The organism is Clostridium sp. AM33-3 (assembly GCF_003480315.1).
GTDB lineage: Bacteria > Bacillota > Clostridia > Lachnospirales > Lachnospiraceae > Brotaphodocola.
Genome location: NZ_QUIV01000012.1, coordinates 547 through 22,033 on the forward strand (window position 1 = coordinate 547; position 21,487 = coordinate 22,033).

Genomic DNA, 21,487 nt, shown 5'->3' on the forward strand with positions numbered 1-21,487 from the left:
TTCTGTAGGCCCTCCCCGGAACTTCGGACCCTTTCGTGCTATTCCCTTAAATTGCTATTTAGAATCCGCTGTTGATGATTTTCCAGTCATCGGACTTGGATTTTCTTGCTATGCTGATGTAGCGGAATGGGTTGCCGTCGCGGCGGTCGAGATTGGTTAGAACCCGGTAGATAATGATGTTGCCGGGACCGTAATCATCTTCGATACCGCTGTTATGGTACTGTGGATCTGAAGAATCTGCGGGGTAAATCTGGTCGACACCCTCAAAGGAGGTAACCTCCTCGGTAAAGTAATATTGTGCCAGTGCTTCTGTGGCGTCAAGTTCCTCCTGGGTAAGAGCTTCCAGATAAGAAGAGTCGGAGGTACTCGTCTCATTTGTGCTCATGCTGTTTCCGGAAATCTGTCCGGCAAATTCGGATGGAATCATGGAAAGGGCATTGCGGTCTGACTCGGAAAGACTGTAATAAAAATCCAGCCATTTCAAGGTGTCAGAAGAAATTTCTTTTTTCTTTTTGCAGACACCCTGGAATTCTACCGTGTCATCGGCCAGAAACAGTTCATAGGTACCGGAGGCTTCATCAGTCATAACAGCAGCAGCGCCGTCAGCAAGAATGCAGTAGGCAGCTCCCTGGCAGTCAAAATTTGCTTCTTCATTTTTTTGTGGCCGGGTATTCTGAGAAGCTGTCACAGAATGGATGGTGCCGTTTGTGTGATCGGGAATGCTGAAAGCAGTCCGACCTGTATCGTAGTAATAAATGTTATTGATCAGGACGATATTGACAGGCTCTTCGTCTGTCTGCATATGGGCAGTCTGCGCGCCGGACGTAATGCTGGCCTCTTTTTCAGAGATGCCGCATCCGGTGACGGTGGCTGCAGCGGCCGTCAGAAACAGAAGAGCCAGATATTTTCGGTATTTTTGCATAATAATTCTCCAAACTTAATCGTTCTGTCATTATAGCAAGTACGGGACAAAAAAGCTTTAAGATATTTTTAATTTTAGATTACTTCTTGGATACAGGGATGGGAATTGACGAAAAATAGAAAATACGTTATCATGAAAGGACAGTAATGGGGAGGTTTTTGCAGCATGACAAAAGAAAAATCAAAGGGGAATCAGATCACGGAGGGCATCATCTGGCAGCAGCTGCTGTTCTTTTTCTTTCCGATCCTGTTTGGGACTTTTTTCCAGCAGCTTTATAATGCGGCAGATGCCATGATCGTGGGACGGTTTGTGGGAAAGGAAGCCTTGTCGGCGGTGGGAGGCTCCACCAGTATGCTGACGCAGCTGATCGTAGGCTTTTTCGTAGGCCTGTCATCCGGTGCATCAGTGATCGTTTCCCAGTATTATGGGGCAAAACGGCCGGAAATGGTGGGATATGCGGTTCATACAGCATTGATGTTCAGTATCCTTTCCGGAATTGTGCTCATGTTTGTGGGAATCGGTCTGGCACCGTTTCTGTTGGAGTCTATGGGAACGCCGGAAGATGTGCTGGGGCTTTCGGTAGTATATCTGAGAATTTACTTTGCCGGTATCATTGCCAATCTGGTTTATAATGTGGGGGCAGCCATTCTGCGTGCAGTAGGAGATTCCAAACGACCGCTGTATTTTTTGGCGGCAAGTTGTATGGTCAACATTGCTCTGGACATCGTGCTGGTCGTATTTTTCCGTCTGGGAGTTGTGGGAGCGGCCATTGCCACGATCCTGTCCCAGCTTTTCAGTGCATTTCTGGTAGTAGTCTGTCTGATCCGCACAAAGGATATGCACCGGCTTGTGTTAAGGAAACTCCGCCTGGATGGGCGGATGCTGAAGCGCATCATCCGCATAGGCCTTCCGGCGGGCATGCAGTCTGTGATGTATGGCCTTTCCAATGTCATTATCCAGTCGGGCATCAATTCGCTTGGAACCAATACGGTGGCGGCGTGGGCGGCATACAGTAAGCTGGATTCCATGTTTTGGATGATGATCAATGCCTTTGGCATATCGATTACGACCTTTGTAGGACAGAATTACGGTGCAGGAAAGATGGATCGGGTGCACCGTGGTGTGCGGACCTGCATGGTCATGACGGTACTGGCATCTCTTGGCATGTCATTTTTCATCTACCGATATGGTGTGTATGGGTATGAGCTGTTTACCACAGATCAGGATGTTATTTCTATAGGCATTGCCATGATGCGTTATCTGGCGCCCCTGTATGTGGAGTATGTGGCTATCGAGATTCTGTCAGGTTCCCTGCGTGGTGTGGGAGACTGCTGGTGTCCTATGATCATCAGCCTACTGGGAGTTTGTGTTCTGCGAGTTGGATGGATTCTGATCGCTGTGCCGTTAAAGCGTGATATTTATACGATCATGTTCAGCTATCCGCTGACCTGGGTTACCACAACAGTACTGTTTGTGATTTACTATCTGTTCTTTGGAAAGCTGAAAAGAGAGAGAGCAGGCATAAGAAAAGCTGCTGGTGCGTAAGTTCACCAGCAGCTTTTGAAGTTTGGAGTGTTTTTTACATATCTGGAACCGGGGTCGGCCTGGATTTGTCGAAGATGTCTTCGGCGTGGAACAGATCCTCCAGCTTGCGGGATCGCCCTTCTGACTCTGCGGTCATATCTTTCCACATTCGGTAGCCATCAAGATTTCTTCGTCCCTGGCGCAGGTAATCATCGCCGAGCTGTATCCAGTACTGGCTGGAATCGACATTGCAGAAGTAGCGGAAGCCTGCGTTGTAAAGATAGCGGAAGCGCTCATTTTCCATGGTGTATGGATGCCAGTCGCCTAGATCTGCCCCAAATGGGAAGAGGATGATGTCGGTGGGACCAATCAGAGATTCGACTTCGGATTCCCATTTGTCGGTGTCAGACTGGAAACGCTCCCATTCTACAGTACCGAGATCCAGGTGTCCCCAGCTGTGGGAGGCAAGCTCCCAGCCATGCTCCCGCAGACATTGGGCAACTTCTGCAGCTGCCTGGCGGTCCTGCTCATAAGTTTCAGAACCGGCATAGGAAGAGGATGTACGGTAGCCGAGAATGCCTTCATAGCCGGTAAAGGCCAATACTGCGCGTGCACCTTTGTAGGAAAAATCAGGATGTTGTTCGCAGAATTTTTCAAGGATCGGAACCAGGTCGTAGTCTCCTGTAGTGACGGTGCCGTCATCAAGGACCATCTGGCAGGTTGGCTTTCCGTCTTCACCGATAACAATACGGTCTGCGAAGCCGTCTCCGCTCATGTATGGGTAGTAGCAAAGGTCATCCTGGGACATGACAAACGGGATTTTGCCAGGCGGCAGCATGATGTCTCCTGCCTTCATGACAGTATTGCCGTTTTCATCTGTGGTTTCGTATGCCATATCATGAAGCTTTACGAGAACATATCCTTTTTCGTATAAGGTTTCCAGAATTTTATTAAATTCGTCGATGGTGGTCATGACCTGATTGTAGCCGTTCTCATCCCGGTCACCGTCGAAGGATTTGGATGGATCTGCAATCAGCGTGTGAAAAAACACGTGGGTGATTTTGCTGATGGGGGTGCGAACCAGAGTTGTTTTTGTGGTTTCGTATCCGGCAATGGCAGAAACGACCTCCGGATCAGTAGCAAATTCTTCGGAACCTTTTAACAGTTCGATGGCGGCATCATAGTCATAACCGGAAGCCAGCAGATAGGCCTGGTGGAGCAGATCTGCAGCCGGGGTCTCCGGCATCACGAATCCGTCCCCCTCAGTGGGCGCTTCCGTATTGTCCGGCTCCGTAGAGATGACAATGCTGCCGGTGCTGCCGGGGTCATGGTTTTGATGCTGTTTTCTAAGAAAAAAAATACCGGTCCCAAGCGCGCCGATCAGTACAATGCAGGCGGCAGCCGCCAGAAAGCGCGGCAACCTGGAACGGCGGTGACTGCGCCTGTAAGACTTGCCGGAATAATATAGATTCATATGGTAAACCCCTTTATATTTATGTAAATTTCTTCCTGCTTCCATCATAGCATAGAACCGGAAAAATAGCCATAGATTGCAGTAAAAGAGATTGCTGCTTGCGCAGTAATGAGGGGGAAAACTGTGAGAAAACTTGTGAAGCAGGCAGTAATGCCTGTGTGCGTCAGTTTGCTGGTAAATCTGACTGTTTCATCTGCCTGGGCAGGACAAAAAAACCGGGGATACATCACGGTGCAGGAAAGCTGCTGCCAGACGATGGAAAGCCGGACGAAACAGAAAATACGATATGAGACAGCGGAAAACCGGGCAGAGCAGAAAATACGATATGAGACAGCGGAAAACCGGGCAGAGCAGAAAATGCGGTATCAGACAGCGGAAAGCCGGACAGAGCAGAAGAATCCGGAAGGCAGCCAGACGTTACAGATTCAGGCGCCCGGCGCGGTCTTGATGGAGGCTTCTACAGGACAGATCATTTACGAAAAGAATGCGGATGAGCGGAGAAGTCCGGCCAGCATTACCAAGATTATGACGCTGATTCTGATCTTTGATGCCATCGATGCAGGAAAAATACGGCTGGATGATGAGGTGGTGACCAGTGCTCACGCAAAATCCATGGGTGGTTCCCAGGTGTTTCTGGAGGAGGGGGAAATTCAGACGGTAGAAACACTGATCAAGTGCATTGTCATTGCCTCAGGCAACGATGCGTCTGTAGCTATGGCGGAATACATATCGGGTTCGGAGGCTGCCTTTGTTCAGAGTATGAATGAGCGGGCAAAGGGACTTGGAATGACAGGCACGCACTTTGTAGACTGCTGTGGTCTGACGGAGTCGCCGGAACATCTTACTACGGCCCGGGATATTGCTGTCATGTCGCGGGAGCTGATTACGAAATATCCTCAGATTCATAATTACTCTACCATATGGATGGAGAATATTACCCATGTAACAAAGCAGGGAAGCAGGGAATTTGGGCTTTCCAATACGAACAGACTTTTGAAAATGGCAACGAACTATCGTGTGACCGGTTTAAAAACCGGTTCTACATCCATGGCAAAATACTGTCTGTCCGCTACTGCGGAGAAGGATGGCGTGCGGCTGATCGCAGTGATCATGGCGGCACCGGATTACAAGGCACGCTTCGCGGATGCCCAGATATTGTTAAATTACGGATATGCAAATTGCAGGCTCTATGAGGATCAGGAGATGCCAATGCTCAAGGATATGGAAGTGAGGGATGGCGTGGAATCTTCAGTGCAGCTTCAGTATGCGGGAGGCTTTTCTTATCTGGGTCTTGGTGGGGAAGATTTTTCTTCGATAGAAAAAAAGCTTCTGCTGCCGGAAGCGCTGCAGGCTCCGGTTACAAAAGGTGAGAAAGCCGGAGTGCTGCGTTATGAGCTGGATGGAAAGGCACTGGGCGAAGTGGATATTCTGACTGCGGGTGATGTAGAGCAGGCTGGATTTTCGGACTATCTGCAGGCTGTTTTTCGCGTCTGGAGTCTCAGGTCTGAGTAAAATAACCCGAAAACGGAAACGTGAGATGGCGGCTGTCATACAATGTAGGTATTAAGAACAGTTTCGGGAGGATTTGAAAAGTATGAAAAAAGCAATGCGGGTTCTGCTGGCAGGCTTTCTTGCGTGTGCAGCGCTGTGCGGCTGTGGGAAGGAAACATCCGGCCGGACACCGGTAACGCTGTATGAGGTGGCACATTCGATTTTTTACGCACCGCAGTATGCTGCCATCGAATTGGGATATTTTCAGGAAGAAGGGATCGATCTGACTCTGGTAAACGGGGCAGGGGCAGATAAGGTCATGACAGCCATGCTGGCAGGAGATGCGGATATCGGCTTTATGGGATCGGAAGCCAGCATCTATACCTACGCCCAGGGAGCGGAGGATTATGCAGTCAATTTTGCGCAGCTGACCCAACGGGCCGGAAACTTTCTGGTTGCACGTCAGCCGGATCCGGATTTTACCTGGCAGAAATTAAAGGGCAGCCGGGTGTTGGGCGGACGTGCAGGCGGTATGCCGCAGATGGTCTTTGAGTATATCTTAAAAAAGAACGGAATTGATCCCAAAACAGACCTGACTATGGATCAGAGTATTCAGTTTGGCCTGACAGCAGCAGCCTTTACCAGTGACCAGTCGGATTATACGGTGGAATTTGAGCCATTTGCTACAGGACTGGAATTGGAAGGAAACGGATATGTAGTCGCATCTCTGGGAACGGATTCCGGCTACGTGCCGTATACAGCTTACTGTGCGAAGAAAAGCTATCTTGCCATGCATCCGGATCTCATCCAGAGATTTACAAGCGCGCTCCAGAAAGGAATGGATTATGTGAATTCCCACACAGCGGAAGAAATCGCAAAGACCATCCAGCCACAGTTTTCGGATACTCCGCTGGAAAATATCACAAAAATCGTGAAACGATATCAGGATCAGGATACCTGGAAGGAGAATCTGATCTTTGAGAGGTCCAGCTTTGAATTGCTGGAAAATATTCTGGAGGAAGCAGGAGAGCTGCAGACGCGTGTGCCGTATGAGGATCTGGTAACAACACAATTCGCAGAGGAGGCAGTAAAATAGCATACGGGTAATTTAATACGCTGAATCACGAAAATGTCTGTGACAAACGGACATTTTCGTGATATGATGAAAAGAGATTATTTGCATGGAGAGTAAAGCTTATGAATTATAAAATAATCGTTCTGGATCTGGATGGAACCTTAACTAATAGGGACAAGGTAATCACTCCGAGAACAAAACAGAGTCTGATGGAAGCGCAGAAGCGGGGGATCAAAGTAGTCTTGGCTTCCGGCAGGCCGACCTACGGCGTAGTGCCTCTGGCGCAGGAACTGGAACTGGAGAACTATGGCGGTTATATCCTGTCATTCAATGGAGGGATGATCACGGACTGCTGCACAAGGAAAGTCATTTTCAAGCAGGAGCTTCCGGTGGAGGCCAACCGCCGCATTGTTGAGCTGGCGAAAAAGGAGCAGGTAGATATTCTGACCTATCAGGATACGCAGATCCTTACCAATAATCCGGAAAACCGCTACGCCAAGCTGGAATCCAGGATCAATCATCTGAAACTGAAGCAGGTAGATAATCTGGAAGAGTATCTGGATTTTCCGGTTCCCAAATTCCTTATGCTGGATGACGGGGATTATCTGGCACTGGTAGAGGCTCGTGTGAAAGCAGCATTGGGAAAGAATTTCAGTGTATATCGTTCTGATCCGTTTTTCCTGGAGATTCTGCCGCGGAACATTGACAAGGCCCAGAGCCTTGCACAGCTGTTAAAGCTGCTTGGCATGAAACGGGAGGAGATGATTGCCTGCGGTGACGGTTATAATGATCTTTCCATGATCGAGTTTGCCGGACTTGGCGTAGCCATGGAAAATGCGGTTCGGCCGGTGCGCAGTGCGGCCGATTATGTTACCTTCTCCAACAACGATGACGGCGTGGCCCATGTAGTGGAGAAATTCTTACTGTACACGGATAGGCATTTTCTGAACTAAAAATACCGTTAGAACTATAGACTTTACAATTTTAGTGTGATAAACTGTTAAAAGTAAAACATCAGAAGGATGCATTTTAAGAAGGGAATTATACAGAATGAACAAGAAAATCAAGACAGAGGCTGTAGATCATCTGTTTGAAGCTATTTTAACATTAAAAACGCCGGAGGAGTGCTATATCTTTTTTGAAGACGTGTGCACAGTCAATGAGCTGTTATCGTTGTCTCAGCGTTATGAGGTGGCAAAGATGCTGCGTGAAAAGCGCACTTATCTTGAAATTGCGGACAAGACCGGAGCATCTACCGCAACCATCAGCCGCGTGAACCGATCCTTAAATTACGGAAATGATGGTTATGATATGGTATTTGCCCGTATTGCAGCGAAACAGGCAGCAGACAACGGACAGACAGAAGACCAGGAAGAAACGCAGAGTGAAAACTAATATCAAAAAACAGTAAAAAAGTGATGCGCATGCGGCATCACTTTTTTGCTTTCTTTGTTTTGGAATCAGGGATGCTCTCCTCACGGAGCTGATCGATCAGCATCTCGATCATGTGCTTTTTTAGATAGACATCGAAGGAAAGTTCGCTAATAAAGGCAAACAGCTGCAGATATTCCTGATCTTCGCTGTCTGTGTCCGTGAAAGTAAGACAGCTGTCTTCGAATTTTGCACGGATATCCTCTTTCAGGCGATCCATCTGAAGGGCTTCGCGCGAAAATACTTCTTCGTAGATATCGCTGAGGTTCAGTCCGCTGTCGATATGGAAATGCTGTTCGGTGACCGGACGGAAGAGCTGTTCAATGTCTCCGATGGAAAGCAGGTTTTTGTAGTAGTAGATGAACAGCAGCAGGAGAATATGCTCCTTGCTGTATTTTTTGCGGACCGGGGCGGGAAGCAGGCGGTTTTTGGCATAGTTGTTGATCATGGTTTTGGTGAGGGCCTTGTCCTCCGGGCTGCGCTTGGTCTTCTTTAAGTGCTCCTCCATAAAAGAAGTTACCTGGTCCATATATAAATCCACTTCGGGAATCTTCTCTGTTTTGATATAGGAGATGGAATCTAACCAGCTCAGAATATCGGATAGTCTTTCGGAATTGTTTTTCATGATGTCACCTCTTGCACTTTATTATATAGTATTGAAAACCAGATGGCAAGAGGGAAAGCACTGATTGAGATAAAACGAAAAGTTATAAAGCTAACAAAAGGTCATAATCATTGTGAAAAGGGATTGAATTTTTTATTCGGAGTGTTTATAATAAGAAATTACAAAGATTAAACAAAGGAGAACGATTTCTTATGAAAAAAGTATTAGCAACGAACAATGCTCCGGCCGCAATCGGACCATATTCCCAGGCAATCCACGCAGACAAATTTGTATTTGTTTCCGGTCAGCTCCCAATCGACCCGGCTACCGGCGAGTTTGCAGGCGCAGACATTGCTGCACAGACGAAGCAGTCCTTAACCAATATCAAGAACATTCTTGAGAGTGACGGACTGAGCATGGCTAACGTAGTAAAGACCACCGTTCTGTTAAACAACATTGCTGATTTCGGCGCCATGAACGAGGTTTATGCTACCTTCTTTGAGGGTGCTTGCCCGGCAAGAGCAGCTTTTGAGGTTGCAGCACTTCCGAAGGGTGCACTGGTTGAGATCGAGGCTATTGCATACGCTGAATAATCTGAAAAGAAAAATAAGACAGGCATCGTGAACAAAGGTTTGCGGTGCCCCTTTTTTTGTGGTAAGATGTAACGAGCATTTATCAATGATTTTGAAAGGATTACAGCACAATGGCAGTTTATGATACCTTAAATGACAGACAGAAGGAGGCCGTGTTCTGCACAGAGGGACCGCTTTTAGTCCTGGCGGGAGCAGGATCCGGAAAGACCAGGGTGCTGACGCACCGCATTGCATATCTGATTGAGGAACAGGGCGTGAATCCATGGAATATCATGGCAATTACCTTTACCAATAAGGCCGCCGGAGAGATGAGGGATCGTGTAGACAATCTGATAGGATTTGGCTCTGAGAGTGTGTGGGTCTCCACCTTTCATTCGTCCTGTGTGCGGATTCTGAGGCGTTTCATAGATCATCTTGGTTACAATACCAATTTTTCCATCTACGATACAGATGATCAGAAAACACTGATGCGGCAGATCTTAAAGAAGCTGGAGCTGGACCCGAAAGCATTCCGGGATCGTGCCATGCTGACTGCTGTATCCGGTGCGAAGAATGAACTGATGAGTCCGGAGGAATTTCGTCTCAATGCACAGGGGGACTGGCGTGCAAAAAAGATCGCAGAGGTATACCAGTGTTATCAGGAGGAGCTAAAAAAGAATAATGCACTGGATTTCGATGATCTGATCTTTAAGACGGTTGATCTGTTCCGTACCAATGCCGATGTGCTGGAGTATTATCAGGAGCGGTTTAAATACATTATGGTAGATGAGTACCAGGATACAAATACGGCCCAGTTCCGCCTCATTGAGCTGCTGGCAGGAAAATATAAGAACCTCTGTGTGGTGGGCGACGATGATCAGTCTATTTATAAGTTCCGGGGTGCGAACATCAGCAATATCCTGGATTTTGAGAGTGCTTTCCCGGGGGCAAAGGTGATCAAGCTGGAGCAGAATTACCGTTCTACAGGTCATATCCTTGACGCAGCTAACGCAGTCATCCGCAACAATCAGGGCCGTAAGGACAAAACACTGTGGACAGCCAACGGTGAGGGCGTTCCGGTTATTTTCCATCAGTATGAGCAGGCTTACGAGGAGGCTGATGGCATCGTGCGGGATATCCTGCGGGATGGACGGGAGTATCAGGACTATGCCGTTCTTTACCGTACCAATGCCCAGTCCCGTCTGCTGGAGGAAAAATGCATTGAGCACAACGTGCCATACCGTCTTGTAGGCGGTGTGAATTTCTATCAGAGAAAAGAAATCAAGGACATATTGTCCTATTTAAAGACCATTGCCAACGGGCAGGATGACCTGGCAGCTCAGCGCATTATCAATGTGCCGAAGCGCGGTATTGGCGCGGCATCCATCGGCAAGATCACAGCCTGGGCATCGGAGCAGGGTATGAGCTTTTATGATGCCTGTGCCAGGGCAGCAGCCGTGCCTGGGCTGGGAAAGACAGCCGGCAGGGTAGCTGTGTTTACAGGTCAGATTGAAGTTTTCCGGGATGCCTTAAATGGCGGTGCTTCCATCCGCGAGGTGATAGAGCAGATTCTCGCAGATACCGGTTATAAGGAGGAACTCGAGGCCGAGGGCGAAATTGAGTTCCAGACCCGTATGGAAAACATTGAGGAGCTCATGAACAAGGCGGTCAGCTACAGTGAAGACGCGGAGCACCCGTCCCTGGATGAATTTCTGGAGCAGGTAGCACTGGTAGCCGATGTGGACCGGATGGATGATTCTGAAAACCGGGTTACGCTTATGACTTTGCACAGTGCTAAGGGACTGGAGTTTCCGGTGGTGTACTTAAGCGGCCTGGAGGATGGACTGTTCCCGAGCCGCATGTCCATTATGTCAGATGACCGGACAGAGCTTGAGGAGGAACGTCGTCTCTGCTATGTCGGCATCACCCGTGCGAAGGAGCGCCTGGTCATTACCGCATCCCGCATGCGCATGATCAACGGCGAGACCCATTATTCTAAAGTGAGCCGTTTTGTGGATGAGATCCCGGAAGAATTGATCCAGATGGAAAAGCTGGAGCCGAGGGTGAGCCGAAGCGTCAATCAGGATGAATATGACGATGACACACTGCCGTGGAATAAGACTCAGAGCCGCCTGGGCATCAGCAAGTTTGGCATGAAGTCCAATTCCTACGCATCCCGGACGGCATCCTATGTGTCCGGAACCGGAGACAGTGCCTGCTCCGGCTTTGGCGGAGTGGCAGGACAGGATTTAAGCAGTATCTTTGACCGGAAACCGGCGAATGCTTCCTCTGCCGGACAGAGTGCAAAACCGGTAAGTCCGGGATTTGGAAAGGCCTTTACCGTGCAGAAGCCGGCAGCTCTGGATTACAGTGTGGGCGACCGGGTCCGCCATATCAAGTTTGGAGAGGGGATTGTGCTCAGTGTGAAGGACGGCACGAAGGATTTTGAGGTGTCCGTGAATTTTGACACAGCCGGAGTCAAGAAAATGTTTGCGTCCTTTGCAAAGCTTCAGAAGCTGTAAGGAATACATACAAAATATATTTTTGAATAAAATAGGATAGTAAAAACAGAAAAATAATGATATAATCCAAGTATTGGTATGGCTTTGGAAACAGAGCCAGGAATATGGTAGAAAGGATGTGGCAGTATGAATCGTTTTGATAACATGAGCAAAGACGCAATGGCACGTGTGGAAGAAATCATGAATTCCACCAAATTAAATGAGTTCTTACACAGAAAAGAGGAAGAGGAGAAGAAGAAAACCTGCATTCTCTGGGTCCTTGCCATCATTGGCGTGGTAGCAGCTGTTGCAGCCATTGCATACGGTGTATACCGTTTCTTTACTCCGGATTACCTGGAGGATTTCGAAGATGATTTCGATGACGATTTTGACGATGACTTCTTCGAAGATGAGGATGACGAGAAATAATTAGCAGGATGATTAAGTCGGCAAAGCCGGAAATCAAATCAGAAAATAATCAGAATCAGGCGTGTCTCGCAGACCGGGATGCGCCTTTCTTGTATGATAGGAAATTGCGTCCTATCATACAAAAACGCTCCGCGAGGATGCGCACTCGGCGCAAAGGCAGATGGTTGCTGAAGCAACCGCGCCTCGGCGCGAGAATGTGCCTTGGCACATTCTTTTTCATTTCATAGGAAATTGCGTCCTATGAAACTTCATAAGAAATATCATTTGGGAGATAGAACGTGAAAAAGGGAGATATGTTTGAAGCGGTTGTGGAGACCATTGATTTTCCAAATAAGGGAATGTTATATGTAGATGGCGAGCGGGTCATCGTCAAGAATGCTATTCCGGGGCAGAAGATCCGGTTTGTGATAAATAAAAAGAGAAAAGGCAAATGTGAGGCACGTCTCTTAGAGGTACTGGAAAAGTCACCGCTGGAGAGAACAGAAGATGCCTGCCCGCATTTTGGAGTTTGCGGAGGCTGCCTGTATCAGAGCCTTCCGTATGAGGAACAGTTAAAAATCAAGGAAAGCCAGATAAAAGCCCTGTTAGATGAAGTCTGTGATTCCTACGAGTTTGAGGGCATCAAGGCCAGCCCGATATCCGATGGCTACCGCAATAAGATGGAGTTCTCCTTCGGGGATGAGTATAAGGACGGCCCACTGGCTCTTGGCATGCACCGCCGGGGCAGCTTTTATGATATCGTGAATACGCCGGAGTGCCAGATCGTGCATGAGGATTTCTGTAAGATTTTAACAGCCACCCTGAACTACTTTACAGAAAAGCATATCAGCTATCATAAAAAGATGCAGCACACTGGTTATCTGCGTCATCTGCTGGTGCGCCGGGCGGTAAAGACCGGGGAAATCCTGGTGGCACTGGTTACTTCCGGTCAGACAGACGATCTGGGCGTGACAGAGGAGTGTACCACGCCGCTGTCTGAGCAGGAGCTGCTGGCCGGCTGGCTCTCCTGTATGCAGGCACTAAAGCTTACGGGAACCTTTGCCGGGATCCTGCATATCCGCAATGACAGTCTGGCCGATGTGGTCCGAAGCGATGAGACCACTATTCTTTACGGACAGGATTTCTTTTATGAGGAACTGCTGGGATTAAAATTCCGCATTACCCCGTTTTCCTTCTTCCAGACAAACTCACTGGGAGCAGAGGTGCTTTATGAGACGGCCCGAAGCTATGTGGGCGAGACAAAAGACAAGGTGGTTTTTGATCTATACAGCGGAACAGGAACCATTGCTCAGATCATCGCGCCGGTGGCCGATAAGGTTGTAGGTGTGGAGATTGTGGAGGAGGCCGTGGAGGCAGCAAAGGAAAATGCAGCCGGAAACGGACTGGACAACTGCGAATTCATTGCCGGAGATGTGCTGAAGGTCATCGGAGAACTAAAGGATAAGCCAGATCTGATCATCCTGGACCCACCGCGTGACGGGATTCACCCGAAGGCTCTGGAGAAGATCATTGACTTTGGCGTAGACCGCATGGTCTATATTTCCTGCAAGCCGACCAGCCTGACCAGAGATCTGGTGGTCCTGCAGGAGCGAGGTTACAAGCTGGAGAAAGCATGTGCGGTAGATATGTTCCCGTCCACCGCAAACGTAGAGGTGATAAGTTGCCTGGTTAAAACACAGTAAATTTCCAATGGATTTCGATATCATTCCCGCGGATAATGATAGAGTCAATCAATGAGCGGATGAAGTTCCGGAGCATATCACGGTCACCAGAGGCGAGCACGGCCTGGAAACCGTCAAGAATTTCATTCGCCTTTTCGGTGGACAGATCCGGAACCGGAGCATTCTGGAGCGCGTCAAGTTCGGCCTCCAGAGTCTCTTTTTCCGCATTGAGCTTTGCAACACGCTCATTCAGGATCTGCACCGGAATGGTATCGGAAGCATAAAGGTCAACCAGCTTTTCCAGCTTTTTATCTGTTGCAGAGAGTGCGGCGGTGATCGATGCAATCCGATCTGAATTGTCAGGCGCGTTTTCATATGACGCGAAGTCACGGGACAGGTTCAGCTTGCTGATTTCTTCCAGGATCACGGCATCCAGCTTTTTCGAGTTCCAGGACTTGTTTTGGCAGTTGGGATCACGAATCATTTTTTTATTGCACTTGCCGCGGGAATAGCAGGTGTAATATTTTTGCACAATGCGGCTTTTTTTAGAGGCGGTATTCGTTTTGCAGAAGTACCGAGCACCGCAATACCCGCAAAATACAATACCGCCGAGAATGGTGGTGTGCTGGAAGGCGGTGAGGCGCTGGGGCTCCTCAATTTGACGGCGTTTCATGATGGCCTGCACTTCCTGAAATGTTTCGTAAGGGATGAGCGCTTCGTGCTTTCCGGGATAAATATTCCCTTTCCAGGTGATAAAACCGGCATAAAGGATTGTTTTCAGCATCGATTCAACGCTGGAGTAGGTGATGCGGCCAAAACGCGTTCCGGCCGGAAATTCCTTTTCCATGGTAAGATAGATGGAATGAACCGGAAGACCGTCCAGAAACAGCTCATACGCCCTGCGGACGATTGTGGCTTCATATTCGTTGATGCTGAGCAGACCGTTCTCGTAGTTGTAGCCGATCGGGGCATAACCGCCGCCATGAAAATAACCTTCTTTGGCGCGGGCATCGTGCCCCATCTGCGAACGCTCACGGATCTGGTCGCGCTCCAGCTGGGCGAATACGGACAGAATACCAATCATGGCACGGCCAAACGGAGTTCCGGTATCGAAGTTTTCCAGCATGGACACAAAAGCAATGTGATTTTTTTCAAAGACATCCTCGATGATATAGAGGGTGTCTTTTTGCGATCTGGAAAGACGGTCCAGTTTATAAACAAGCACAGTATCAAACATGGATTTTTTAACATCAGAGCAAAGCATCTGCAGAGCAGGCCGGTCACGATTTGCGCCACTAAAGCCAGGATCTGTATAGACCTTTACAATGACCCAGCCGTGAGCCTCGCAATATTTGGTAAGCCGTTCGGTCTGTTCCTGGATAGAGTAACCTTCCGCGGCCTGCTCCTGCGTGGATACTCTGACATAAATTGCAACTTTTTTCATATAGCACCTCCAAAAAATGGGTATAAAAAATACGCCCCTTGCCAGGACGTACTGGAGATGATATAATTCACGTGTATCGGGTGATTATATCAATCCGGAGCAATCCGGCGAGAGAAAAATCTATTCGAAAGACCGTTCGGTGTTCCAGCACCGGGCGGTTTTATTATTTAAAATTTATTTTCCCTGAATCTTTTCCATGAGAGCTTCCTGCAGAATCTGCGAGAAGTTCAGACCCATATCCGAAGCTGTTTCGTTCAGCCATTCCGGAATCGTGAGAGTTTTCTTTACTGCCTTGTTGTTGTACATTTTGCGGTACTTCATTGTATCGCAGGCAATCCAGTTGACGAATTCGTTTCCGGAAAGCGGAAGGGCAGCAGGTGCAGAAGGTGCAGGAATTTCTTTTTTATCTTTTTCATATTCATAGAGGACAAGCGCAAGAACGTCCTCAGCCATTTCGATTCCGTCCTGTAAAGAAGTACCGCAGGTGTAGCAGCTTTCCAGATTAGGAAAATTAATGGAGTAGCCACCTCCCTCCTCTGGTGTAAAAACAGCCGGATAAGCATATTTAGCCATGATGATCTCCTTTCTATACAAATTCCAGGAGGTGCGGGACTAATTCAGTCCCGCATCCTTCAGGATGTTTTTTAATGTTCCGGTAGGAATTTCTGCTTTGTGCCGAGGTACCGGAAAGTTCTTTCCAGTGATCTCGCTGTGCCAGATGTCGTGATTGGTTCCATGCCTTAACAAATAACATCGGTTGTCACTAAGCATCCTTGTTAATTCCGGGTATCTCATTTCTTTCTCCTTTCTATGATTAAATTATAACACGTATTAACACGTATGTCAATGCAAATATGTATTAATACGTGCGATTTTTACCAGGATTTCCCAGCGAGAGAAAGAAGAATTTTCTGTATAATAGATCTATGCACATCCACGATCAGAAGAGATGACACCGCGGAGGAGATGTGCATGGAGATTCTGACATGGCAGGCACGGACGAAACGTGGACTGACTCTGCGGAAACTGGAAGAACTGACAGGAATCAGCAGGACCACACTCAATGATATCGAAAATGGCAAGGTATCACCGACGCTGTGGGAATTGGAAACCATTGCCCGTGCGCTTGACATGAAAATCAGCGAGCTTTATGAATCCGACTACAAGTAGTATAGCAAAAGAATCGAACGTATGAAACAGTCCAGGGCTGTTTGTCAGGATATCCGGACAAAGCCGCAGAGCCTATTCCCGCCCGCCTGATACCGGTTTATAATCGGATCAGAGGAAAGGACGGTGAAGCGGATGGACATACGCCAACGAATCAACGAGTTGCTTAACAAGATTTCTTCACAAAGAGACCTGACCCGGATTTATAAGTTCATACAGTATGTATACCTACATACGGGAAAATGAAAGGCGGGAGCCAGAGCGTAATGCTTTGGTTCCCGCCTTTTTGCGTCTGCGGGTCAGTCTTTCGTGAAATGATCCCGAATGTAATTTTTTATCGTATCCCGCAGCTCCTTTGGAAATGAAACGTAAAGGTCCAGGATTTTCCTGTCGAGATCGTCCAGATCGTATTGCTGGCACAGCTCATCGAGAATGGTCTGCGGCAGGCTGTCAAACATATCGCCGTCACCGTAGATCAGGTAATCATAATTGACGTTGAATTCGCGGCAGATAGATATGGACATCTGATCGGTGATGTTATTTACACCATTTTCGATACGGCTGACCGTCTGCTTTTTAACACCGACTTTTTCACCGAATTCTTCCAATGTAAGTCCAAGAGCCTTCCGGATTTCCCGAACACGTTCTCCTTGTGTCATAGGTGACCTCCTCCTTTCCGACATCACAATAACACAGCAAAGTGACTCTGTCAATAAAAAAGTTCCGTATGGTGACAAAAAGAAGTTGACAAAGTAACCAAACGGGACTATGATGTAACCATACGGAACAGGAGGGAGGCGAGAGAGATGATGGACCTTGAAAAAGAAAAGGCTTTAGCGGAACCAGAAAGCGCTGCGGAGGTTGCCGCTAAAGCAGAAGAGAAAGCAAGACAGTTCGCTGAGGTGGCCGCAAAAGCGGAAGAAACAGCGAGACGTAATGCAGAGGTAGCCAAAACAGCGGAAGAAGTAGCGGCTTATTATGCCGGAAGATCTTCAAAGTCATTAGAAGAGGCAAAATGTAATGCAGAGAGCGCAGAAAAAGCGCATGAAATTGTAAAAGAAAATGCAAAGAGACTGCACAGAGCAATGATTCTTTCCATAGTGGCGCTTGTTGTTAGTGTGATCCGTTTGATTACGGTTTTGGCACATTTATAAAAAACGGAAGATATTGCGCAGCAACACCAAAGATAGAAATAATCAAAGCAAAAACGGAAATGCGAGTATTAATCTTTGTTTGTCTCGCAGAATCTTTAGCAGCGTTTTCGGCAGCAGCAGCACTTTGAGCAGAAGATTTTGCCATGGATTCAGCAGCATCAGCGCTTCGTGAAGAAGATATGGCTTGAGATTTAGCTTCATCGGCACACTTCGCAGAGGAAGCAGCCTGGGATTCGGCGGCAGAAGCACTCTTTACAGAGGAAGCAGCCATGGATTCGGAGGCGGTAACACTTTTTGAAGCGGATACAGCCTGAGATTCAGCGGCAGCAGCACTTTTTGAAGCGGAAGCAGCCTGGGATTCAGCGGCAGCAGCGCTCTTCACAGCGGAAGCAGCCTGGGATTCGGCGGCAGCAGCACTTTTCACAGCGGCAGAAGCGCTTTTGGAAGCAGATGCAGCCATGAATTCGGAGGCAGAAGCGCTTTTGGAAGCAGATGCAGCCATGGATTCAGCGGCAGTAGCACTCTTTGCAGAGGATTCAGCTTGTAACGCAGCAGCTTTAGCACTTTGCTCAGAAGATTCGCTTATTTTAGTCAATCTTTCATTAAGATCATTCATTTGATTGATCATAGCTGCAAAAAACTGTCCTTGCGTAAGCTCTACTTGCTTTTTGCAGGATTCAATGGCGGCATCCGGGTCAGAGTGAGCCTGTTCTTTTAAACGCTCCCACACCTGTTCGTCAATGGTGGGGATGTCGATCTGTAGACCTGGCTTCACGCGTAGACCCATGTTCAAACCAGAAATACCAATATCGGTACCATTTGGATCAAAAATCATAAGATTTCTCCTTTGTAAGATAGTTCAACGGGGTCTGATACATGAATTATAGGACAGGAGAAAAGAAAACACAATGCATTGGAAGGAGGAAAGGCGTATGTTATCAACCAACGAAAAGAATCTGCAGGACCAGATGGACGATGCAGAGGAAATGGCAGCGATGATGAAAGAAGTCAAAGAAAGAGAAAACAAGATCAGACTGTTAGGCATCATGGAAGGCTATAAGCTGGCTACTGGTGTCGATCTGAAAGTCGTGTAGGGGGTGAGAATGTGAAAGTGATCCATGTATTAAGTGACGGAACGGTAGTCGATTCCGTAGAGGGTCTGGTAGTTCCGGAGGGGCACCCAGTCTACAATATTATCGCGAAGGCGCGGAAAGCTAAGAAGGATGAAGAGAGCCAGGAAGATGCGAAAGGTGCGTGATCAGAATGGGCGAATCATGCATGACCTGTAAGTATTGGATAAGATGCCGGGAACGGGATCGGAAATATCCATGCAGGGACTATGAAAGGAGAAGAAATGAACAGAAACAAAAAAGCCAGAGTAATCCTGGAGGCGATTGATAAGTATGCGCCGACGCAGATTAACTGGAACATGGCCAAACTGTGGCTGAATGCGATCGCACGTGGCCTGAACGACATCGCGCAGGCGGAAGAAAAAGAAGATAGACCACGAAAGGGCATGACGCTGGAAGAATTCGTCGGGAAAATGGACGGAACTGGCACGTTCAGCATCTACCTGCACGGGGAACCGCTCACATTTGACCAGCGCTATGATTACATGATTCTGGATCCTGAGGAATGGGAAGAAAAGAAAGAAATGTACCGGAACAAGTATCAGCCTAGTTGTATGTCGATGCAGGACTGGTGGCCGGAGGCAAAGGACCACGAAATCGAATCGTGGGATGCGATTGAAAGAGCATATGACAACATGCTCATCCGGATTTGGATGAAATGAAATACCCAGTGAATCGCATAAAGGTCGGTCAGACAATATGCGCAAGATCCAGAGAGTGTGGAGAGGTGACCATGACAGTCCAGCGGATCCGCTGGAATGAGAGCACGGTTACCGTGTACGATGCCGCCGGGAAGGCGGAAACATTAAATCCCTTTGATTGGGTGGAATTGGAGGCAGACGATGATTGAGTTTAAACAGGCTAAACATAAGGCCATGCTGAGCTATGCGGTTATCAGAAAAAACGAAAAACATGCAGACGTAAAGCAGGAGCTGGAGCGCACTGCGAATATGTTGCGCATGTGTGTATGCGGCGCGGCGGTAACACTGGTCGGCGGCATGATCCTGGGAGCATGCATGGTGGTTATGGTGGGGTGACAGGATGATAACAGGGCAAAAGATAAGACGGCAACCTGGCAGGGCCGCCGTCTTACGGGTATACAATGTGAAAAAATTGGCTAAAAACATTGTATACCAGTAGCCCCAAAAAGTCAAGAAAATACCGGATTTTGAGCCGGTATTTAGGCTTGATTAAAGGATTAAACTTAGAGGACTAAAGGGTATGCACAGATACAGAATGATCACCCACAGGTGCGGGGCGGTAGTGGAGATTGTAAAGTGTTATGCCTTCCGGATGCGGAAAGGACACGAACGGGATCCGAACTACAAGAAAAAGACAGCAGAGGAGATCCGGGAGGCGAACCGGCGGCAGGCAGCGAAAAAGTTAGAGAGACTGATCAATGCCAACTTCCGGCCGGGAGACCTCCACGTAATCCTGACATACATCCGGGAAAAAAGACCGGATGCAGAAGAGGCTCAGAGGAGGCTAAAAAGTTTTCTGGATTCCATGCGGACGTGGTACCGGAAACGGGGAAAAGCTTTCAGGTACATATGTGCAACCGAATACAAGAGCAAGAGCATCCACCATCATCTGATCGTAAACAAGATCAATGACGGGAAAGAGACATCGGAAGACCATATCCGGAAGATCTGGAAAGCAAATGGCCATCCAAAATATGTGCCGCTCTATGAGGATGCGGAATATGCTCAGCTGGCTGACTACCTGATTAAAGAGACGGACAAGACATTCCGCGATTCGGACAGCCCGGTAAAGCAGCGGTACTCCTGCAGCCGGAACCTGGTGCGGCCGAAGGTAACCCGAAAAGATGTAAAAACCACGAAGGGTTGGGAAAAGGATCCGAAACCATGGAAAGGGTATTACATCAAGAAAGACAGCCTGTATAACGGCTTTGACAAGATGGGCTATGAGTACCAGACCTATACCATGGTCAAGTTAAACCCGTCAGACACAGACTGGCCGTCCGATGATCTGCAGCCGGTAAAGAGAAAGAGGAGGAAAAGAAGTGTATCTCGTAAATGTTGAGATCAAGGCAACGCAGTCAGGATATAAGGCAAAAATGAGCTTTACGGACAACAAGGACAAGCTGCATGAGAAGCTCATCGAGACGGAGAGAAAAGCCAGTATGCAGAGCAATTATCTGGCCGGACTGATCGCAGTCCTGGAAGCACTGCAAAAACCCTGCAATATGAGTATTTACTCGTACTCCGATTATATCGTAGAGCCGATCCGGCAGGGGTGGCTGCAGAGCTGGGCGCAGCATGACTGGAAGAACGCAAAAGGGAAAACAGTGAGAAATGCACAGCAGTGGCAGCAGGTAAAAAAACTCCTGGCACCGCATGCCGTGAGATTCATAAAAAACAAGGAGGATTAATTTACAATGTGGGAAAAATTTGGCGAATTTGATTCAGCAGAGGAACTGAACCGGGCGGCATTGGCCCAGAGAGCAGAAGGAGACGCAGAGGCCGTGAGAGCTTTGGCAGAAGAAAACGGTCTGGATCCGGAGGACGCAGACTGTTTTCTGGCAGGAATTGCGGATTTTATCACTTTGCCGTTTGGCGCAGCAGTGGGAAAGCTGGAAGTGGAGGCAGCTGACTTGAAACTGGAAGGCGTACTGCAGGACTGGGTGAACGATTTGGCCGATCAGTGCAGCGAGGATGACGAGATGACTGTAGGAGTACGCAGAAAAGGAAAGGACCTGGCAGGATACATTGCGCTGATCATCGACTATGGCTATGAAAACCGGATTACAGTAGATCATCGAATCACAGATAGGACGCAGCGGGTAAAACAGATCATGAGGAGCCATCAGCTCACGATCGGAGCAGAGGACGCAAGAACACGCCGCCGCCTGGCCTTAGAGTATTACTGCGGCAAAAAGGAGGCGTGA

General features: G+C 48.2%; 26 protein-coding genes. 18 read left to right on the plus strand and 8 right to left on the minus strand.

What is annotated here, in order from left to right:
• Positions 1-58: 58 nt before the first annotated feature.
• Complete coding sequence (locus tag DW819_RS08470) at positions 59-922, minus strand: hypothetical protein (RefSeq protein ID WP_118732910.1); 864 nt, start codon at positions 920-922, stop codon at positions 59-61.
• A gap of 165 nt (positions 923-1,087) precedes the next feature.
• Between DW819_RS08470 and DW819_RS08475 the strand changes: the two genes are divergently transcribed.
• On the plus strand, positions 1,088-2,467 hold the full coding sequence (locus tag DW819_RS08475; protein ID WP_118732911.1) for an MATE family efflux transporter: 1,380 nt from the start codon (positions 1,088-1,090) through the stop codon (positions 2,465-2,467).
• Between the two features lie 34 nt (positions 2,468-2,501).
• On the opposite strand, the gene DW819_RS08480 is transcribed toward DW819_RS08475, so the two are convergent.
• Positions 2,502-3,920 (minus strand): polysaccharide deacetylase, encoded by a 1,419-nt coding sequence (locus DW819_RS08480; protein WP_118732912.1) that lies wholly within the window; start codon positions 3,918-3,920, stop codon positions 2,502-2,504.
• 357 nt (positions 3,921-4,277) lie between these two features.
• On the opposite strand from DW819_RS08480, the gene DW819_RS08485 reads away from it, so the two are divergent.
• The 4 genes from DW819_RS08485 (at position 4,278) to DW819_RS08500 (ending at position 7,881) form a co-directional block, all read left to right on the plus strand.
• A complete protein-coding gene (locus DW819_RS08485; protein WP_243025755.1) occupies positions 4,278-5,432 on the plus strand; it encodes a D-alanyl-D-alanine carboxypeptidase family protein in 1,155 nt (384 codons plus the stop codon).
• An 82-nt stretch (positions 5,433-5,514) separates the two neighbouring features.
• Complete coding sequence (locus DW819_RS08490) at positions 5,515-6,507, plus strand: ABC transporter substrate-binding protein (RefSeq protein ID WP_118732913.1); 993 nt, start codon at positions 5,515-5,517, stop codon at positions 6,505-6,507.
• A 101-nt stretch (positions 6,508-6,608) separates the two neighbouring features.
• On the plus strand, positions 6,609-7,439 hold the full coding sequence (locus DW819_RS08495; protein WP_118732914.1) for a Cof-type HAD-IIB family hydrolase: 831 nt from the start codon (positions 6,609-6,611) through the stop codon (positions 7,437-7,439).
• Positions 7,440-7,536: 97 nt separating this feature from the next.
• Positions 7,537-7,881, plus strand: a complete 345-nt coding sequence (locus tag DW819_RS08500) for a YerC/YecD family TrpR-related protein (protein ID WP_243025735.1) — start codon at positions 7,537-7,539, stop codon at positions 7,879-7,881.
• A gap of 37 nt (positions 7,882-7,918) precedes the next feature.
• On the opposite strand, the gene DW819_RS08505 is transcribed toward DW819_RS08500, so the two are convergent.
• Positions 7,919-8,542 carry a DUF1836 domain-containing protein gene (locus DW819_RS08505; protein ID WP_118732915.1) on the minus strand — a complete coding sequence of 208 codons (624 nt, stop codon included), beginning with the start codon at positions 8,540-8,542 and terminating at the stop codon, positions 7,919-7,921.
• Between the two features lie 191 nt (positions 8,543-8,733).
• On the opposite strand from DW819_RS08505, the gene DW819_RS08510 reads away from it, so the two are divergent.
• From DW819_RS08510 to rlmD, 4 genes are all read left to right on the plus strand, one after another.
• Positions 8,734-9,114, plus strand: a complete 381-nt coding sequence (locus DW819_RS08510; protein WP_118530959.1) for a RidA family protein — start codon at positions 8,734-8,736, stop codon at positions 9,112-9,114.
• A gap of 110 nt (positions 9,115-9,224) precedes the next feature.
• Positions 9,225-11,615 carry a UvrD-helicase domain-containing protein gene (locus DW819_RS08515; protein WP_118732916.1) on the plus strand — a complete coding sequence of 797 codons (2,391 nt, stop codon included), beginning with the start codon at positions 9,225-9,227 and terminating at the stop codon, positions 11,613-11,615.
• A gap of 126 nt (positions 11,616-11,741) precedes the next feature.
• Complete coding sequence (locus tag DW819_RS08520; RefSeq protein WP_118732917.1) at positions 11,742-12,023, plus strand: DUF4366 domain-containing protein; 282 nt, start codon at positions 11,742-11,744, stop codon at positions 12,021-12,023.
• 278 nt (positions 12,024-12,301) lie between these two features.
• Positions 12,302-13,705, plus strand: coding sequence for a 23S rRNA (uracil(1939)-C(5))-methyltransferase RlmD (gene rlmD, locus DW819_RS08525; RefSeq protein WP_118732918.1), 1,404 nt, complete (start codon positions 12,302-12,304; stop codon positions 13,703-13,705).
• On the opposite strand, the gene DW819_RS08530 is transcribed toward rlmD, so the two are convergent.
• From DW819_RS08530 to DW819_RS08540, 3 genes are all read right to left on the minus strand, one after another.
• The gene (locus DW819_RS08530; protein ID WP_118732919.1) at positions 13,692-15,128 is read right to left on the minus strand and encodes a recombinase family protein; all 1,437 of its coding nucleotides are present in this window, start codon (positions 15,126-15,128) and stop codon (positions 13,692-13,694) included. The genes rlmD and DW819_RS08530 overlap by 14 nt on opposite strands.
• A 174-nt stretch (positions 15,129-15,302) precedes the next feature.
• Complete coding sequence (locus DW819_RS08535; RefSeq protein WP_118732920.1) at positions 15,303-15,701, minus strand: type II toxin-antitoxin system HicB family antitoxin; 399 nt, start codon at positions 15,699-15,701, stop codon at positions 15,303-15,305.
• Between the two features lie 39 nt (positions 15,702-15,740).
• Positions 15,741-15,923, minus strand: coding sequence for a type II toxin-antitoxin system HicA family toxin (locus DW819_RS08540; protein WP_118732921.1), 183 nt, complete (start codon positions 15,921-15,923; stop codon positions 15,741-15,743).
• A 177-nt stretch (positions 15,924-16,100) separates the two neighbouring features.
• Here DW819_RS08540 and DW819_RS08545 point away from each other — a divergent pair, with 177 nt between their 5' ends.
• A complete protein-coding gene (locus DW819_RS08545; protein ID WP_118720694.1) occupies positions 16,101-16,298 on the plus strand; it encodes a helix-turn-helix transcriptional regulator in 198 nt (65 codons plus the stop codon).
• 296 nt (positions 16,299-16,594) lie between these two features.
• On the opposite strand, the gene DW819_RS08550 is transcribed toward DW819_RS08545, so the two are convergent.
• A complete protein-coding gene (locus tag DW819_RS08550; protein ID WP_118732922.1) occupies positions 16,595-16,954 on the minus strand; it encodes a helix-turn-helix transcriptional regulator in 360 nt (119 codons plus the stop codon).
• Positions 16,955-17,101: 147 nt separating this feature from the next.
• On the opposite strand from DW819_RS08550, the gene DW819_RS08555 reads away from it, so the two are divergent.
• The gene (locus DW819_RS08555) at positions 17,102-17,449 is read left to right on the plus strand and encodes a hypothetical protein (RefSeq protein ID WP_118732923.1); all 348 of its coding nucleotides are present in this window, start codon (positions 17,102-17,104) and stop codon (positions 17,447-17,449) included.
• On the opposite strand, the gene DW819_RS08560 is transcribed toward DW819_RS08555, so the two are convergent.
• The gene (locus tag DW819_RS08560; RefSeq protein ID WP_118732924.1) at positions 17,427-18,284 is read right to left on the minus strand and encodes a hypothetical protein; all 858 of its coding nucleotides are present in this window, start codon (positions 18,282-18,284) and stop codon (positions 17,427-17,429) included. The two genes, DW819_RS08555 and DW819_RS08560, sit on opposite strands and share 23 nt — an antisense overlap.
• Positions 18,285-18,381: 97 nt before the next feature.
• On the opposite strand from DW819_RS08560, the gene DW819_RS15655 reads away from it, so the two are divergent.
• The 7 genes from DW819_RS15655 to DW819_RS08585 all read left to right on the plus strand — a co-directional run bounded on the left by DW819_RS15655 (position 18,382) and on the right by DW819_RS08585 (position 21,487).
• Positions 18,382-18,543: a hypothetical protein gene (locus DW819_RS15655; RefSeq protein WP_182432602.1), complete on the plus strand. Its 162-nt coding sequence runs from the start codon at positions 18,382-18,384 to the stop codon at positions 18,541-18,543.
• 11 nt (positions 18,544-18,554) lie between these two features.
• Positions 18,555-18,707 carry a hypothetical protein gene (locus DW819_RS15660; protein ID WP_182432603.1) on the plus strand — a complete coding sequence of 51 codons (153 nt, stop codon included), beginning with the start codon at positions 18,555-18,557 and terminating at the stop codon, positions 18,705-18,707.
• Between the two features lie 96 nt (positions 18,708-18,803).
• Entirely contained in the window at positions 18,804-19,241 is a 438-nt protein-coding gene (locus DW819_RS08565; protein ID WP_118732925.1) for a hypothetical protein, read from the plus strand.
• Positions 19,242-19,421: 180 nt separating this feature from the next.
• A complete protein-coding gene (locus DW819_RS08570; RefSeq protein WP_118732926.1) occupies positions 19,422-19,616 on the plus strand; it encodes a hypothetical protein in 195 nt (64 codons plus the stop codon).
• A 184-nt stretch (positions 19,617-19,800) separates the two neighbouring features.
• Positions 19,801-20,622, plus strand: coding sequence for a hypothetical protein (locus tag DW819_RS08575; RefSeq protein WP_182432605.1), 822 nt, complete (start codon positions 19,801-19,803; stop codon positions 20,620-20,622).
• Positions 20,603-20,971: an RNase H family protein gene (locus tag DW819_RS08580; protein ID WP_118732927.1), complete on the plus strand. Its 369-nt coding sequence runs from the start codon at positions 20,603-20,605 to the stop codon at positions 20,969-20,971. The genes DW819_RS08575 and DW819_RS08580 overlap by 20 nt, the downstream gene beginning before the upstream one ends.
• 6 nt (positions 20,972-20,977) lie before the next feature.
• On the plus strand, positions 20,978-21,487 hold the full coding sequence (locus DW819_RS08585; protein WP_118732928.1) for a hypothetical protein: 510 nt from the start codon (positions 20,978-20,980) through the stop codon (positions 21,485-21,487).

Excerpts from the sequence above, each read along its gene's own strand:
- DW819_RS08470 (WP_118732910.1), bottom strand. The coding sequence starts at position 922 with ATGCAAAAATACCGAAAATATCTGGCTCTTCTGTTTCTGACGGCCGCT.
- DW819_RS08475 (WP_118732911.1), top strand. The coding sequence starts at position 1,088 with ATGACAAAAGAAAAATCAAAGGGGAATCAGATCACGGAGGGCATCATC.
- DW819_RS08480 (WP_118732912.1), bottom strand. The coding sequence starts at position 3,920 with ATGAATCTATATTATTCCGGCAAGTCTTACAGGCGCAGTCACCGCCGT.
- DW819_RS08485 (WP_243025755.1), top strand. The coding sequence starts at position 4,278 with ATGCGGTATCAGACAGCGGAAAGCCGGACAGAGCAGAAGAATCCGGAA.
- DW819_RS08490 (WP_118732913.1), top strand. The coding sequence starts at position 5,515 with ATGAAAAAAGCAATGCGGGTTCTGCTGGCAGGCTTTCTTGCGTGTGCA.
- DW819_RS08495 (WP_118732914.1), top strand. The coding sequence starts at position 6,609 with ATGAATTATAAAATAATCGTTCTGGATCTGGATGGAACCTTAACTAAT.
- DW819_RS08500 (WP_243025735.1), top strand. The coding sequence starts at position 7,537 with ATGAACAAGAAAATCAAGACAGAGGCTGTAGATCATCTGTTTGAAGCT.
- DW819_RS08505 (WP_118732915.1), bottom strand. The coding sequence starts at position 8,542 with ATGAAAAACAATTCCGAAAGACTATCCGATATTCTGAGCTGGTTAGAT.
- DW819_RS08510 (WP_118530959.1), top strand. The coding sequence starts at position 8,734 with ATGAAAAAAGTATTAGCAACGAACAATGCTCCGGCCGCAATCGGACCA.
- DW819_RS08515 (WP_118732916.1), top strand. The coding sequence starts at position 9,225 with ATGGCAGTTTATGATACCTTAAATGACAGACAGAAGGAGGCCGTGTTC.
- DW819_RS08520 (WP_118732917.1), top strand. The coding sequence starts at position 11,742 with ATGAATCGTTTTGATAACATGAGCAAAGACGCAATGGCACGTGTGGAA.
- DW819_RS08530 (WP_118732919.1), bottom strand. The coding sequence starts at position 15,128 with ATGAAAAAAGTTGCAATTTATGTCAGAGTATCCACGCAGGAGCAGGCC.
- DW819_RS08535 (WP_118732920.1), bottom strand. The coding sequence starts at position 15,701 with ATGGCTAAATATGCTTATCCGGCTGTTTTTACACCAGAGGAGGGAGGT.
- DW819_RS08540 (WP_118732921.1), bottom strand. The coding sequence starts at position 15,923 with ATGAGATACCCGGAATTAACAAGGATGCTTAGTGACAACCGATGTTAT.
- DW819_RS08545 (WP_118720694.1), top strand. The coding sequence starts at position 16,101 with ATGGAGATTCTGACATGGCAGGCACGGACGAAACGTGGACTGACTCTG.
- DW819_RS08550 (WP_118732922.1), bottom strand. The coding sequence starts at position 16,954 with ATGACACAAGGAGAACGTGTTCGGGAAATCCGGAAGGCTCTTGGACTT.
- DW819_RS08555 (WP_118732923.1), top strand. The coding sequence starts at position 17,102 with ATGATGGACCTTGAAAAAGAAAAGGCTTTAGCGGAACCAGAAAGCGCT.
- DW819_RS08560 (WP_118732924.1), bottom strand. The coding sequence starts at position 18,284 with ATGATTTTTGATCCAAATGGTACCGATATTGGTATTTCTGGTTTGAAC.
- DW819_RS15655 (WP_182432602.1), top strand. The coding sequence starts at position 18,382 with ATGTTATCAACCAACGAAAAGAATCTGCAGGACCAGATGGACGATGCA.
- DW819_RS08565 (WP_118732925.1), top strand. The coding sequence starts at position 18,804 with ATGAACAGAAACAAAAAAGCCAGAGTAATCCTGGAGGCGATTGATAAG.
- DW819_RS08570 (WP_118732926.1), top strand. The coding sequence starts at position 19,422 with ATGATTGAGTTTAAACAGGCTAAACATAAGGCCATGCTGAGCTATGCG.
- DW819_RS08575 (WP_182432605.1), top strand. The coding sequence starts at position 19,801 with ATGCACAGATACAGAATGATCACCCACAGGTGCGGGGCGGTAGTGGAG.
- DW819_RS08585 (WP_118732928.1), top strand. The coding sequence starts at position 20,978 with ATGTGGGAAAAATTTGGCGAATTTGATTCAGCAGAGGAACTGAACCGG.